This is a genomic window from Taklimakanibacter deserti (assembly GCA_003574785.1).
Genome location: QORU01000001.1, coordinates 392063 through 406185, shown reverse-complemented (window position 1 = coordinate 406185; position 14123 = coordinate 392063). Strand labels below are relative to the sequence as shown.

General features: G+C 60.3%; 13 protein-coding genes and 2 pseudogenes. 7 read left to right on the top strand and 8 right to left on the bottom strand.

All coding sequences use genetic code 11. The features are described 5' to 3' along the window. Positions 1-77: 77 nt before the first annotated feature. Positions 78-719, bottom strand: a complete 642-nt coding sequence (locus tag DS839_RS01885; RefSeq protein WP_368911046.1) for a TetR/AcrR family transcriptional regulator — start codon at positions 717-719, stop codon at positions 78-80. Positions 720-858: 139 nt separating this feature from the next. Here DS839_RS01885 and DS839_RS01880 point away from each other — a divergent pair, with 139 nt between their 5' ends. From DS839_RS01880 to DS839_RS01860, 5 genes are read left to right on the top strand one after another with little or no spacing between them, the layout of a single operon-like run. Continuing rightward, positions 859-1500 (top strand): cysteine hydrolase family protein, encoded by a 642-nt coding sequence (locus tag DS839_RS01880; RefSeq protein ID WP_162918230.1) that lies wholly within the window; start codon positions 859-861, stop codon positions 1498-1500. 2 nt (positions 1501-1502) lie between these two features. Next, entirely contained in the window at positions 1503-2438 is a 936-nt protein-coding gene (locus DS839_RS01875; RefSeq protein ID WP_162918229.1) for an ABC transporter permease, read from the top strand. Continuing rightward, a complete protein-coding gene (locus tag DS839_RS01870; RefSeq protein WP_119268570.1) occupies positions 2435-3403 on the top strand; it encodes an ABC transporter permease in 969 nt (322 codons plus the stop codon). The genes DS839_RS01875 and DS839_RS01870 overlap by 4 nt, the downstream gene beginning before the upstream one ends. Positions 3404-3433: 30 nt before the next feature. After that, on the top strand, positions 3434-4495 hold the full coding sequence (locus tag DS839_RS01865) for a substrate-binding domain-containing protein (protein ID WP_119268569.1): 1062 nt from the start codon (positions 3434-3436) through the stop codon (positions 4493-4495). After that, positions 4492-6000 (top strand): sugar ABC transporter ATP-binding protein, encoded by a 1509-nt coding sequence (locus DS839_RS01860; RefSeq protein WP_119268568.1) that lies wholly within the window; start codon positions 4492-4494, stop codon positions 5998-6000. Before DS839_RS01865 ends, DS839_RS01860 begins: the two co-directional genes overlap by 4 nt. A 3-nt stretch (positions 6001-6003) precedes the next feature. Here the strand turns inward: DS839_RS01860 and DS839_RS36850 are convergent. Continuing rightward, positions 6004-6414, bottom strand: a pseudogene (locus DS839_RS36850) (SRPBCC domain-containing protein); the annotation flags it as partial. A 72-nt stretch (positions 6415-6486) separates the two neighbouring features. Beyond that, positions 6487-6807: pseudogene (locus DS839_RS36845) on the bottom strand (ArsR/SmtB family transcription factor); the annotation flags it as partial. Between the two features lie 106 nt (positions 6808-6913). On the opposite strand from DS839_RS36845, the gene map reads away from it, so the two are divergent. Both map and radC read left to right on the top strand, forming a co-directional pair. Beyond that, entirely contained in the window at positions 6914-7741 is an 828-nt protein-coding gene (gene map, locus DS839_RS01850; RefSeq protein ID WP_119268566.1) for a type I methionyl aminopeptidase, read from the top strand. Between the two features lie 190 nt (positions 7742-7931). Then, complete coding sequence (gene radC / locus DS839_RS01845; RefSeq protein WP_119268841.1) at positions 7932-8630, top strand: RadC family protein; 699 nt, start codon at positions 7932-7934, stop codon at positions 8628-8630. A 39-nt stretch (positions 8631-8669) separates the two neighbouring features. Here radC and DS839_RS01840 read toward each other — a convergent pair whose 3' ends face one another. The 5 genes from DS839_RS01840 to DS839_RS01820 all read right to left on the bottom strand — a co-directional run bounded on the left by DS839_RS01840 (position 8670) and on the right by DS839_RS01820 (position 13698). After that, the gene (locus DS839_RS01840) at positions 8670-9065 is read right to left on the bottom strand and encodes a RidA family protein (protein ID WP_119268565.1); all 396 of its coding nucleotides are present in this window, start codon (positions 9063-9065) and stop codon (positions 8670-8672) included. 34 nt (positions 9066-9099) lie between these two features. Beyond that, on the bottom strand, positions 9100-10386 hold the full coding sequence (locus DS839_RS01835; protein ID WP_162918228.1) for a M20 family metallo-hydrolase: 1287 nt from the start codon (positions 10384-10386) through the stop codon (positions 9100-9102). Then, the gene (locus DS839_RS01830; RefSeq protein WP_119268563.1) at positions 10379-11581 is read right to left on the bottom strand and encodes a M24 family metallopeptidase; all 1203 of its coding nucleotides are present in this window, start codon (positions 11579-11581) and stop codon (positions 10379-10381) included. The genes DS839_RS01835 and DS839_RS01830 overlap by 8 nt, the downstream gene beginning before the upstream one ends. Before the next feature lie 38 nt (positions 11582-11619). After that, positions 11620-12861, bottom strand: coding sequence for a pyridoxal-phosphate dependent enzyme (locus DS839_RS01825; protein WP_119268562.1), 1242 nt, complete (start codon positions 12859-12861; stop codon positions 11620-11622). Between the two features lie 87 nt (positions 12862-12948). Further along, the gene (locus tag DS839_RS01820) at positions 12949-13698 is read right to left on the bottom strand and encodes a FadR/GntR family transcriptional regulator (RefSeq protein WP_119268561.1); all 750 of its coding nucleotides are present in this window, start codon (positions 13696-13698) and stop codon (positions 12949-12951) included. Positions 13699-14123 lie beyond the last annotated feature (425 nt).

Genomic DNA, 14123 nt, shown 5'->3' with positions numbered 1-14123 from the left:
CACGCCAAATCTTGTATCAACCATTCAGTTGATCTTGGGAGGGAGCAGTCGAATTGTCAAGCAAGAGGTTGTCGATGTCACCTTGTGCGGATGGCGTTCAGCACAAAGTCGACGATATGAGCGCGCCGCTCGGCGATCGCCGCCGCGGAACCGAGAGAGCGATTGAAGATCCGGCTCAGCGTATGGACATTGGAGAAGTAGAAGAAGGCCATGCCGGCGATCGACAGATAGATGTGGAGGGGATCGAGGCCCCGGCGGAAGACGCCTTCCCTTGTCCCCCGCTCGAGCGTCTCACGCAACAGGTCGATGATCGGCCGGTTCATTTCCTCAACCTGCGAAGCGCCTTGCAGATGGCGTCCGTCATGGGCGTTCTCGTCCGCGATAAGCGCAACGAATTCGGGGTTTTGCGCCAAATAATCGAAAGAGAACTCGACCAGCCGGCGCATCGCTTCCTCGGCCGGGAAGCTCGCCAGGTGCAATTCCTGCTCGCGCTCGCGGATCTCGCGGTAGATCTGCTCGAGGACGGCGGTATAGAGCCCATCCTTGCTGCCGAAATAGTGGTAGACGAGTTGCTTGTTGATCTTCGCCCGCTGCGCGATGTCATCGACCCTCGCCCCTTCGAGCCCGCGCGCGGCAAAGGCTGCCTTGGCCGCCTCGAGCAGCGTCTCGCGCGACGTGGCGCCGAGCGCCTCCTTGCGGCGGCGCGGCTTGCTGATCATCTGTACTTCCGTCATTTTTCAACCAAACAGTTGGATATGATTGACTCCCGTTTTAACCTACCGCATGCTGGGCAGGCAAGGTCGGTCCCCGCGAAAAATCGGGCTCAATGTCGACCGCAACGAAACTGGGGAGGAAGATTTGGCTGCGCCGGTCCACGCAGGACATGTCCCGCCAAGCGAGCGGCTGCGCGATCCAGCGCTCCTCGTCATCGACATGCAGAACGACTTTGTCCGCCGCGATGCGCCGCTCGAGGTACCCGATTCACGCGCCACCATCGGGCCGATCCAGCGCCTCATCGAGGCTTTCCGGACCTGCGACAGGCCGGTGATCTACACGCGCTTCCTCTCCCGCGAGGAGCCGAACCTTCTGTGGCATTGGTCGCCGCAATGCTGGCCCGATGTCAAAAGCTGCTGGAAGGGCCATCAGCGCACCTATCCCGATATTCAAGGTGCGCGCGACTGCAGTGACGTGATCGACGAACTCAAGCCCATGGACGGCGAGATCGTCATCGACAAATACGGCTATGGCGCCTTTCACGGCACCGATCTCGACCGGCGCCTCAAGGCTGAGGCCGTGAAATCGCTGCTCGTGGCCGGCACCGTCACCCAGATCTGCATCGAGGAGACGGCTCGCGAAGCCTTCCATCACGGCTATCGCACGACGATCGTCGCTGACGCCGTATCCTCCTATGCACCCGACCTCCACGCGGCGACGCTCAAGAATTTTGCCATGAAATTCGGCTGGGTTGCCGATACCGACACGGCGCTGTCATGGCTTTAGCCTTGAGATCGGCACGATTCGATGTGGAGACGGTCGGCATCTGGGTGCTGCTGGCAGCGGCTGGCCTTGCCGCCGCCATCGCCATACCGGCCTTCCGCGATCCGGCCAATCTCGCCAACATCCTGCGCCAGGCGAGCGTGCTCGGCATCATCGCCATTGGCCAGACCTTCGTGATCGCCGCCGGCATGATCGATCTGAGCGTCGGCATGATCGCTGGCCTCGTGGTCGTGCTTTCCTGTCTCATTCTCGGCAGCGACCCGTCGCTGATGCTTGCGGTCGTGGCCCTGATGCTCGTCCTCGGCGCCGCCATCGGCCTCCTCAACGGCATCCTCGTCAACCGCCTCAATCTGCATCCGCTGATCCTGACCTTCGGCATGCTGTCCATTCTGCAAGGCGTCATCTTCACCATTACCGACCGCAGCGTCGGACGCGCCTCGCCTTTTCTGCAGTGGCTTGCCAATGGCGAGATTGCCGGCATCCCAGTCTCAGCCCTCCTGCTCCTGGTCCTGGCGGGCCTCGCCCAGCTTGTCTTCACGCGCACGCGCTTCGGCTATCACCTCGTCGCCGCGGGCGGCAATGCCGAGAGCGCAAGGCGTGCCGGCGTGAATATCCGGGCCGTGCGCCTCGCCTGCTTCGTCATCTCCGGCGCATTCGCCGGCCTCGCCGGCCTCCTCCTCGCCGGCCGCCTGGGGACCGGCTATCCGCTCGCCGGCACCGGCCTCGAGCTCGATTCCATCGTGGCGGTCGTTCTCGGCGGCACCGCTCTCGCCGGCGGCCGCGGCAGCGTCGTCCGCTCGATCGGCGGCGTGGTGGCCCTCGCCATCATCTCCAACGTGCTCAACCTCCTCGAGGTTTCGGCCTTCGTGCAGATGTTCGCCAAGGGGATGATCGTCGTCATCGCGATCCTCCTCAACCAGCCAAGGCGGGCCGAAGCATGACGGCGTTGTCGGCATATCGCACTGACGCGACCCTGCATCTGGCCGCGCGCTACGCGATCTTTGTCGTGCTGATCCTGGTCTATGGCCTGGCCATCCTGGTTTCGGAGGCTTTCCTGCAGCCTTCCTATCTTTTCAATGTCATGCGCCAGGTCGCTCCCATCGGCATCGCCGCCATCGGCGTCACCTTCGTCATGATCGTGGGCGGCGTCGATCTCTCCATCGGCGCGGTCATCTCGCTCACCTCGGTATTGTGCGCCGTGCAGATGAACGGGGACGCCGGCAATCTTCCCTTGGCCGTCATCGTCGCCTGTGCCGCCGGAATCCTCATCGGCACGCTCAACGGCTTGGCCTGCGCCTTCACGCGCGTCTCGCCCTTCATCCTGACGCTCGGCACCGGCATCGCGGTCCTCGGTCTCACCCAGATCTATTCAGGCGGCACGGCCCGCGGCATCGTCTCGCCCGGCTTCCGCGAGTTTTTCAATTACCGGATCTTCGGCACGGTGCCGGTCCTGGCTCTCGCCTTCCTCGGCCTTGCCGCCGTGGGTCTCATCCTCCAGAAAACCACGCTTTTCGGGCGCAGGCTTTATCTGATCGGTAGCAACCGCTCAGCTGCACGCCTCTCGGGTCTCCCGGTCGCCCGCACCATCGTGCTCGCTTATGCGCTTTCCGGATTCTTCGGCGCGCTGGCGGGCATTGCCCTGCTCGCACGCTCGGGCGTTTCCAACACGCTTTCGGGACAGGGGCTCGAATTCCAGGTGCTGGCCGCCATCGTGCTGGGTGGCACCACATTCGAGGGCGGCCGCGGCGGCATCGCCGGGACGGTGGCGGGCGTCCTCGTCCTCGTCATCGCCTTCAACCTCGTGAACATCAGCGGCCTGCCCTACCACATGCAGCTCGTGGTGATGGGCGTCATCATCATCCTCGCCTCGGCCGTTCATGGCGGGCTCAATGCCAGAGCCGTATAGTAGCAGAACCACAACAAGGGAGAGACGAACATGAAGATTGCCCGACGACCATTCCTCGCTTTAGGCGCTTTCGCCGCGCTCGGCCTTCTGGGGTCACCTGCCTTCGCCGACCAGGCAACTGACAAGATGCAGACGGAAAAGGCGGCGCAAGCCGCCGATACCGCCAAGTTCAAGAAGGACGGTCCCTACAAGATCGGCGTGTCGGCCGGCTATCTGTCCAATTCCTGGGTGGTCTTCGCGCTTCAGCACGTGCGCTGGGAAGCCTCCAAGCATCCGGAGATCACCGATGTCATCGTGACCGACGCCGCTTTCAATCCGGCCAAGCAGGTCGCCGATATCGAGGACCTGCTGCGCCAGAATATCAGCCTCTTGATCTATTGGCCGGTCGACGACAATGCCATTGCCGATGTCCTGAAGCGCGCGGTCGCGGCCGGCATCCCGACGGTGCAGGCGGGCGGCGGCTTCACCGACAATGAAGGCACCGTGTCCAATGCCTATATCAGCCAGTGGCAGCTCGGCGAGAAGGTGGCGCGCCAGCTGATGGCCGACCTCGGCGGCAAGGGCAAGATCGTCGCCATGCTCCCCATCGCCGGCACGACGGCGGCCGTCGACCAGCTCGACGCCCTGCAGACGGTGCTCAAGGAATTCCCCGATGTCGAGCTGGTCAGCACCGAATATGGCGACTGGAACCGCGCCAAGGCAAAGCAGATCACCGAGAACCTTCTGCAGCGCTTCCCGAAAATCGACGGCGTCTTCTCGCCGGCCGGCCAGATGTCGATCGGCGTCGCCGAGGCCTTCGACGAGGCTGGGCGCCTCACCGAAGTGATCATGTCGCCGGGCGATGAATATAATGGCTGGTTGAAATGGGTCGCTCAGCACAAGCAAGGTGGCGCCGTCACCTTCCCGACGCGCGCCGGCCAGGAGGCGGTGAAGATCGGCGTCGATATACTGAAAGGCAACGGCGTCACGCGCGGCACCGCCGTGCCCTCCGTCTACATAGCACCCGCCGATATCGGCAAATATTTCGACGAGAAGGCGCCCGATGATTGGTGGGCGAGCGAGCTGCCGGCGGATTTCCTGCCGAAGCAATGATGGACGGGGTTCAGGCACCGCTGCTGACGGTCAAGGGGCTCTCCAAGCGCTTTCCTGGTGTCGTGGCCCTTGCCGGCGTGGACCTCTCCGCCGATGCGGGTGAGGTTCACGCTCTTGTCGGCGCCAATGGCGCCGGCAAGTCGACGCTCATGAACCTCATCTCCGGCGCGCAGTCGCCCAGCGACGGCGAGATATTCATTGATGGGAAAGCGGCGCGCTTGGGCGATCCCGCCGCGGCGCAGGATCTGGGCATCGCCACCGTCTATCAGGAGTTCAGTCTCGTCCCGCAGCTTTCGGTCGCCCGCAATATCTTTCTCGGGCGCGAGCCCAAGGGCGCCCTCGGCCTCATCGATCGAAACCGGCTGCTGGCGGATACGCGAGCCCTGCTCGACCGTTTCAGCCTCAAGCTCAATGCCGAAGCCGAGGTCGGCGGCCTGAGCGTGGCCGAGCAGCAGCTGGTGGAGATCGCGCGCGCCTTGTCGCTCAGAGCGCGCATCCTGGTTCTGGATGAGCCCACCGCGGTTCTCTCGCTCGCCGAGCAGGACAATCTCTTCGCCATCATCCGCCGTCTCAAATCGCAAGGCATGCTGGTGCTCTATGTGTCGCATCATTTGCGCGAGGTGCTGGCAATCGCCGACCGTGTCAGCGTGCTGAGGGACGGCCGGAAAGTCGCGACCCGTGATGTGAAGGGGCTGACACTGCCTGAGCTCGTCGAATTGATGATCGGCCGCAGCGGCGCCTATACGCGCATGGCCGGCAGTGGTGATGGCGCGATGGACGCCTCCTCCTTCCGCATCACCTATCATGCCGACGGAAAAGAGAGCGGGCTTGCCGTGCAAGGCGGCGAGATTGTCGGCCTCGCCGGCCTGGTCGGGTCCGGCCGCACGACATTCGCAAGGGCGCTCGGCGGCAGTCGCCGTGACTCCGCCGCGGTCGAGATCGAACATGACGGCCGCAGGCTCGACATCGCATCGCCGGCCGAGGCCATAAGCCATGGCATTGTCTATCTCACCGAGGACCGCAAGCGCGATGGCCTCTTTTCGGGCCTCGACATCATCGCCAACGCGACGGCCGCGGCTCTTCCCGCTTTGCGTCGGGGTCCTTTCCGCGACGCGCGCCAGGAACGCAAGCGGGCCGGCGACATGCTCGAGCGCCTGCAGCTGGTGGCCGCGAGCCTCGATGCGCCGATCGTCAAGCTGAGCGGTGGCAACCAGCAGAAGGTGCTGATCGCCCGCGCCCTGCTCACGGCGCCGAAAATGTTGGTCTGTGATGAGCCGACGCGCGGCGTCGATGTCGGCGCCAAGGCCGAGATCCATCAGATGCTGCGCCGTCTCGCCTCGACCGGCGTCGCGATCATCGTCATCTCGTCGGAGATCGAGGAGCTTCTGGCGGTAGCCGACCGCATCGGGGTCATGCATCAGCGCCGCTTCGTCGCCGAAATGCCGGCCGAGGCCGCCGATGAAGCCAAGATCCTCTTGGCCGCATCCGGCGGGACCGTTGGCTGATATCTACGCTTTCCGCTTGAGCTCGGCGACCACGTCGGTGAGCTGGTCGAAGCCCGAATTGATGCCTTCCTCCATGCCGACGCCGACATATTCATCACGCATCGCCTTGGATTCGAAGAGCGTATGCATCACGAGCTTCGTCTTGCCGTCCCTTTCCTCGAAAGTGACGGTCATGATCATCTTCCTCGGATTGGGCTCCTCGAAGCTGTTGTCGAAGACGATCTTCTTGTTGGGAACGATCTCGAGATATTCACCGCCAAAGGGCGTATTCTGCTTGCCATCGGGGCCGGTCATGGCGAAGCGGTAACGGCCGCCGATGCGGAAATCAACGTCGCACATGGTGAGCGGGTAGCCTTTCGGACCGAACCAGCGCTTGAGATGCTCAGGTCTGCTGTAGGCTTCGAACAGGAAGCGCGCCGGCACGTCGAAGTCGCGGGTGACGACGAGCTCGCGGTCGGCGGTGGTTTCCCTGATATTCATGACGCTCTCCTTATGTTGCAATTCCTTGGCGTAGTCGCCGAGCTGGGTGAGGCTCTCTTCCCAGAAACGGCGGTAATCGCCGAACCATTGGGCGGCGCCGGCGAGCGGCGCCGGGTTGAGGCGAACTGGGCGGAACTGGGCGTTCTTCCCGCGGGTGACGAGCCCTGCCCCTTCCAGCACTTTCAGATGTTTCGAGATGGTCGGCTGCCTGAGCGCGAATGGCGCCACGAGCTCATTCACCGTGGCTTCGCCTTGGGCGAGCCGCGCCAGGATCGCCCGCCTTGTCGGGTCTGCCAAAGCCGCGAAAACGAGGTCCAGTTGAGCCATAAATAGCCGTCCATCTATATTGCTAGATATCTATATAATGCACAAAACACGCTGGTCAAGCGCCAAAACTTGCCGGTGACCCCTTTCCTCATTATGTGAGACGGTCATGACCTATGTGAAAGCGCAAGACGGCACCGAGGGCCGCACCGGCCAGATCAAGCTGCATGGCCCCGAGGGCTTCGCCGCCATGCGCAAGGCCGGCCGACTGACGGCCGAGGCGCTCGATCTCCTCGTTCCTCTCGTCCGCCCCGGCGTCACCACCGAGGCGCTCGACCGCGTCGTCGCCGAATTCTCCCGCGACAACAAGGCGGTGCCCGCCTCGCTCAACTATCGCGGCTTTCCCAAGTCCATCTGCACCTCGATCAACCATGTCGTCTGCCACGGCATTCCCAATGACAAGCCTCTGCGCGAGGGCGACATCGTCAATATCGACGTGACGCTCATCGTCGAGGACTGGCATGGCGATGCGAGCCGCATGTATCGGGTGGGCGAGGTCAACCGCAAAGCCGAGCGGTTGATGGAAGTGACCTTCGAGAGCCTGATGCGGGGCATTGGTGCCGTGAAGCCCGGCAACAAGACAGGCGATATCGGCCATGCCATCCAGGCCTATGCCGAAAGCGAGCGCTGCTCGGTGGTGCGCGATTTCTGCGGCCATGGCCTCGGCCGGGAATTCCACGACCATCCGAATATCCTGCATTACGGCCGGGCCGGCGAAGGCGTCGCCTTGAAGCCCGGCATGTTCTTCACCATCGAGCCGATGATCAATCTCGGCCGCCCGCATGTGAAGATCCTGAGCGACGGCTGGACGGCGGTCACGCGCGACCGCTCGCTCTCGGCCCAGTTCGAGCACACGATCGGCGTCACCGAAACAGGTTGCGAGATCTTCACTCTGTCGCCCAAGGGGCTCGATTACCCGCCGACCGCGCAAAGCTGACCATCGTCTCTTGTCGAAGAAGTGCGTTCATGGTATGTTCCAAGGCGCCATGAAAGCAAGAAGCTTCGATGCAACCCCTTCGCTTGACGAATTTGGGGTCGACATAGGGCGCAGCCGCACCAGGCCTGAGATCGTCGAATTGCCCTGGAGCGTTGCGCCGCGCGATGCCGGCGGTCGTCCCGATGAAGCTATGCCCGCGAAGGCTGAGAAGCTCGGGAAGCCCCATCATCTGGGTCACCGCGAGCGCCTGCGCCAGCGCTTCCGGACGAGCGGCGCCGAGGCCCTCCCCGATTACGAGCTTCTCGAGCTCCTCCTCTTCCGCGCCATTCCGCGCCGGGACACGAAGCCGCTCGCCAAGGCGCTCATCGCCCGTTTCGGCAGCTTCGCCGGGGTGCTGAGCGCATCGCCCGAAAGACTGAAGGAAGTGTCGGGCATCGGCGAAGCGGTCGTCACCGAGCTCAAGCTCGTCCATGCTTCGGGCCTGCGCCTCGCCAAGGCCGAGATCAGGCCGCGCAGTTTGCTCACCTCGTGGAACGCCGTCCTCGATTATTGCCGCGCCGCGATGGCCTTCGCCGATCGCGAGCAGTTCCGCATCCTGTTCCTCGACAAGAAGAACGGCCTCATCGCCGATGAGGTGCAAGGCGAAGGCACGGTCGATCACACGCCGGTCTATCCGCGGGAAGTGATCAAGCGCGCGCTCGAGCTCGCCGCGAGCGCCGTCATCCTCGTGCACAACCACCCTTCCGGCGATCCCACACCCTCGACCGCCGATATCGACATGACCCGCCGCCTGATCGAGGCCGGCGACAAGCTCTCCATCAAGATCCACGACCACATCATCATCGGCCGCAACGGCCATGCGAGCTTTCGAAGCCTCAAGCTGATGTGACGGGTCAAGGGAGCCGGGCGCCGAGCGGCAAATGTATGGTCAATCGATCACCGCGACTGCGTCAACTTCGATCAGGTAGCCTGGAGACATTATCGCTACCCCGACCACCACATTCGCCGGTTTGTGATCTCCAAACAGCGAAATCTGCGCTTCTTCGATGATCGGAACGTGCTCATCGCGCTTATAATCGACAATATAGATTGTGATCTTGCAAACTTGCTCAGGCCGTGCACCCGCCGCATTGAGCGCTCGGCCGAGATTGCCGAATGCCAGGCGCGCTTGCGCGGCAAAATCACCATGCCCAACGAGCTTGCCGTGTATGTCTTCGGGCTGCTGACCAGAGACGAATACCAGCTTGGATCCCGTCGCGAGGACAACCTGCGTGTACATCTCTGGAATTGGCAGATCTTCTGGGTTTATGAGTTCGAGCGACATTAAATGATCTCCTACCGGTCGAGTTTCAATATTCCTACAGATTGGCCAATTCGACGAGAGTGCGCGCAAGAACGCGAGTTCCAGCGGTCATATCATAGAGCGTGGCACTCTCTGCTTCGTTGTGGCTTACGCCGTGCCAACAGGGGATGAATATCATTCCCGCCGGGCACATCTCCGCGATATACCGCGCATCGTGCCCTGCTCCTGATGGAAGATACATATATGAGTAGTCAAGGTTTTCCACGGCCTTCAAGATCGTCTCGGGCACAATCCCTTTAAAAGCCACTGGGCTCGTGTTGCGAAGTTCACTTACCTTGACATCACATGGGCCTGCGTTATCGCGTGCAACTACCGCGATTTTATCACCCAGCAATTTCAAAGCTTCCGGCTCGGGGTGCCGAAAATCGATCGTAAATGTAGCGGATCCCGGGATAACCGCCATCGCGTTTGGAACCACATCCATCTCACCAACCGTAAAGCGAATGACATCGCTCGGGTCGTGGAAGACCTTCCGCAATTCGCTGAAAATCTGCATCGCGGCAACCAACGCGTCTTTTCTGAGCCGCTCAGGTGTGTTGCCGGCATGCCCCGCTTCCCCGGTCACTTGGACCTTGAAGCTTCGGTGACCTTGTATCGCGGTGACGATGCCAATGGTCTTGTCGCGCGCTTCGAGTTCCGGACCCTGCTCGATATGAGCTTCGACATAGTAAGCGATAGGCGATTTGAATGCCCGATGACCGACGCGGGGATGGTCTTCCATCAACTCCGCGAGCGCTTGCTTCACCGGAATGTTCCGGTTGTTTCTGATCTCCATCAGCTTCGGCAACTTGGAAGGGTTCGCGTAGGCTTGAGACCCAAGACATCCAACGCCGAATTGAGCATCGGCCTCCTCTGCTGTCCAAATCACGGCTTCGATCGGGCGTCGTGTCGCAATTCCTGCATCGTCAATTGCCTCGAGCGCTTCGAATGCCGCCAGCACCCCGTAGATGCCGTCGAATCGCCCGCCGTTTGGTTGGGTGTCGCTATGAGAACCGCTGACGACCGGGTCCAAGGTCCTTTCTGTCCCGTCCCGGCGCACGAAGATGTTTCCAAAATCGTCCATTTCTGCTCCAAATCCGCGGGCACTGGCCCAGGAGAGGAACAACCGCCGAGATTCCGCGTCCTCTTTGCTAAATGGAAGCCTATGTACGCCGCCCAGCGCAGTAGCCCCGATACTCGCCATGTCGAGGTGCCGTTGCCAGAGCCGGTCTTGATCGACGTGGCCCGCCATCATCTGAAGCGAGTTCGAATTTGCATTTCTCGACATACGCAGTTCACCCAATTACTGGCATTTCACGAGGCGCGCGACGGTTCAGCAAACTCACCCCATTCGCGCCAACGGCAATGTTTTCTTCATGCACGGACACGTATCTGCGGGTCTCGCCATCGACGTCGATGTGATAGGCCATGCTGGGTTCGATCGTCAGAACCATTCCAGGCTCAACGACTGTAGCCACGCCAGGCGCGATAGACGGGGTTTCGCACATGCGTAACCCAAGACCATGCCCCATGCGTCCAAGCTCGAACGACTCAAAGGGCAGGCCGATTGCCTCTGAAGCTTGCCGCATCGAATTCGACATTTGCTGCCAAATGTCCCCCATCGTGCGCCCAGGTTCAGTCGCCTTGATGCCGACCTCCGTTGCATTCCATACGATCTCATAAATCCGCCGGAGCTTCTCATTGAGAGGTCCGAATGCGTACTCTCGATTGAAATCACAGAAGTAGCCGTGTCGCGTGCTTCCAGTGTCGATTACAAGCACGTCGCCTTCGGAGATCCTTTTGGTTGATGGTTCCAGGTTGATGCAGGGATAACCAAGGCATTCTGCCACTCCAATCACATAAGGAGAGGTTTCAGCGCCGCGCTTCAGCAATTCATGGCGGAATGCCGTGCATGCCTCGCGTATGCTCATTCCGGCCCGCAACCGATCTGGGAGCGTTTCGTAGGCAGAAGACGCAATCTGACCAATTGCCTGGATTTTTGCCACTTCAGCCGCTGACTTCCGCATCAGCAATTCGCGCAGCAAGGGATATCCGTCGACCAATTCGGTGGTCGTTACTTCCCGCCCTAATCGGAGAAAGTCGCCAACCGGCATGGTGAGACGACTTTCGGGACCAAGTTCAGCGCCCACACGACCATAACGGCTGGGTACGCTTCTTATCGCATCGCGAAGCAAGGAAATCCCATCATCATTTGGCTGCGGCGAAATCCAAGTGCGAACGTCCCGAACCCAAGAGGTGCGCAACGCGATCTCGGTATTGCTGGTCGGAATGATAAGAATGATTTCGCCCTGAAATGGCAAGACTGCGTATCGCGGTCTCGTCAGGTTCACCCAAGTTGGGCTGTTAAATCCAGTGAAATACCTGAAGTGATCTTCGCTGGTAATCAGAATGGCATCGAGACGGTCGCGTCGCATAAGCCTTTGAGCCGCTTCAAGACGGTTCTCATATTCGACGACTTCAAAGTCAAACGCGCTCATAACTCATCCCTTTATGGCTTCTCCGACTCACCACGTGCTCACTTTGCGTCGAGCAATTTCTCGAAATCGGCAATTGTCGCTGCTTCGAATACCCGTGGCAATGCGTGCTTGGTCTGGACCATCCACCGCTGTCCGCCAGCCGTCAGAACACAGACCACCGGCCGATCACGGTCAAATCCATCAGCCTTGCAGAGCTTGGGCAAGCACGCTACCGGCAGCGCCGAGCTGGTTTCAACGTTGAGGCCTTCCTCGGCGAGCGAGGATGCCGCATTGTGGATTTCTTCTTCACTGGCGGATAGGCCAAATCCCGCGGATGTTCGGATTGCGTCCAAGGCGTCATCGCTGCTGACCGTTTCGGAGGTAGATTTCGCCGCGCTTTGAAATGGAGGCAATTCAACGGCGCTGTTGGCCCCCCGTGCAAGGGAAACTTCGATGGAGTTGGCTCTCTCCGGCTGAGTGGCTACGAGTCGAGGAAGAGCTGCTATGACACCCGCATCTCGACAATCCAGGAAGCCCTTGAATGCGCCATAGAGCCCGTTTCCTCGCGCGCATGGGAATAGCATCGCACCGGGGGCTTCTCCGAGCTGTTCAACAACTTCATAAGCGAATGAGCGATAGCCCTCCACGCCGAAAGCGTTCTGAACGGGTTTTGCCAAGAACAGGCCAATCGGAAACCAATCCGCCCGTCGCGCAGTCGTCTCAAGTGCAGCAAAGCGTAGTTCTCGCTCGGTAACGGCAATACGCGCGTTGTAGAAACTCGCCTCCGCCAGAATCCCAGCCGGCGTTCCGTGCGGCACGATCACCATGCTCTCCATTTCGAGGGCCGCGGCATAAGCTGCAACTGAAATGGCGAGATTTCCCGTCGACGAGACTACGATCTTGCGAAAGCCGAATGACCGAGCCGCGTTCGCCGACATCGCCACGAAGCGATCCTTGAACGACGCTGTTGGGTTCTGCTGCTCAAGCTTGAAATAGAGGTGGGGAATTCCCAGCCGCTTGCCGATGATGCGGGAAGGAATCAATGCCGTTCCACCTGCGCCCAGCGACAGAAATGTGCCTTTGTCCTGAACCGGCAAAAAATCAAGCCAGCGATCGAGCCCTCGTCCAACGCGCTTTGCAAAACCATCTGAATTGAGCGCAGAGTTACGCACCAGCTCAAGCAAACCTATTTTGCCATGTGTGGCGCATTCCGGGCAGCCGCGCACCATCGGGCCGACGACATAAGCCGTGCGGCAAGTTTGACACCGAAGCCGCCATTCCATTTGGCCTGTGGAAAACATCTCAATTGCTTCCTCGTTTCAAAAAATGCTCAAGGAAGGTCGTTCGCCGGTGAGAGCGCGACAATACTCCTTGTTCAGTGGTGGTTCTTAGCTGCGTTCCGGGTCGCCGTGACTTTCAATGACGCGGGCCGAGCTGCGAATGTGGGCGGCCATTGCCTCACGTGCTGCGTCCGGATCACGGCGTTCTATTGCTGAAAGAATAGCGAGATGCTCCTTCACGTCGCGTTGCGGCATTAGCGGCGTCTCTCGCATCATCCTTTCTCGATATTCTCGGACTTGCACGACCACGAGATTGATCGATTCAGCCAAGACGGGATTATGCGCAGCCGTTGCGATAGCCTTGTGGAACAAGGCATTCTGCTGAAAATAGACCCGGCCAGCTCGCACCTCGCGTTCAACGGCCTTGTGCTGCAGCTGCAGCTCTGCGAGATCTTCAGCCGTGGCGCGCCGCGCTGCAAATTCTGCCGCCTTCGTTTCAAGCGCTTCTCGAACGTCAAAAAGATCGAGTAGAGCCCGCCTGTTGAGTTGATCGACATCGACACTGCGCCGAATGGAGGCAAAAGGACTGGAGACCTGCGTGCTCACAACCGCTCCCACACCTTGGCGGTTGGTAACCAGTCCGAGAGTGACCAACCCGCGCACTGCCTCTCTCACAGTCGAACGGCCGACGGAGAAGGCTTCCATCAGCAGTCGCTCCGATGGCAGTCGCTCCCCTGGCTTGAGCCGACCTTCTCGAATCTCCGTCAAAATTTGATCGAGCACGTTTTGACTCATTGACGTGCGCGAGGGGGGCTTAAAGCGCGTCGGCTGAGGCCCAACGCCATCACTGCTTTCCAAGTGACGTTCTCCCTCCGGCAAGGGCCCAGATTGCCTTGATCGACCCACGGAAAGTCCTCCTCGTTAAAACCACCCAGATGCGCTGCGCCGAGCGAATCTAAAGCGGGGAAACCGCTGCTGTCACGCCGTGTCAAATGGAATGAACACCAAAAGCAACGCCGTGAAATTGTTATCTGCTTATCAGACATATTGGCACAATGTAAAGTGAGAAGTTCTGAAATTGGAAACCACCGTTGGTTGGACCTGCGGTCTCCTTCTTCGGTGAGGTTCCCTGCCTCTGGCGAGCGATAGTCCATAATATAATTTTATAACAACTAGTTATATAAATTCTGCGCAAAGACTTAGTTCGACTTACGCGAACTTCCGGGGGAAATTTCGTAGCCATAGCAACCCTGCCTCTTTACAAATTCATAACTTGTCTGATA

Excerpts from the sequence above, each read along its gene's own strand:
- DS839_RS01865 (WP_119268569.1), top strand. The coding sequence starts at position 3,434 with ATGAAGATTGCCCGACGACCATTCCTCGCTTTAGGCGCTTTCGCCGCG.
- DS839_RS01870 (WP_119268570.1), top strand. The coding sequence starts at position 2,435 with ATGACGGCGTTGTCGGCATATCGCACTGACGCGACCCTGCATCTGGCC.
- map (WP_119268566.1), top strand. The coding sequence starts at position 6,914 with ATGACCTATGTGAAAGCGCAAGACGGCACCGAGGGCCGCACCGGCCAG.
- DS839_RS01885 (WP_368911046.1), bottom strand. The coding sequence starts at position 719 with ATGATCAGCAAGCCGCGCCGCCGCAAGGAGGCGCTCGGCGCCACGTCG.
- DS839_RS01860 (WP_119268568.1), top strand. The coding sequence starts at position 4,492 with ATGATGGACGGGGTTCAGGCACCGCTGCTGACGGTCAAGGGGCTCTCC.
- DS839_RS01840 (WP_119268565.1), bottom strand. The coding sequence starts at position 9,065 with ATGTCGCTCGAACTCATAAACCCAGAAGATCTGCCAATTCCAGAGATG.
- DS839_RS01825 (WP_119268562.1), bottom strand. The coding sequence starts at position 12,861 with ATGTTTTCCACAGGCCAAATGGAATGGCGGCTTCGGTGTCAAACTTGC.
- DS839_RS01830 (WP_119268563.1), bottom strand. The coding sequence starts at position 11,581 with ATGAGCGCGTTTGACTTTGAAGTCGTCGAATATGAGAACCGTCTTGAA.
- radC (WP_119268841.1), top strand. The coding sequence starts at position 7,932 with ATGCCCGCGAAGGCTGAGAAGCTCGGGAAGCCCCATCATCTGGGTCAC.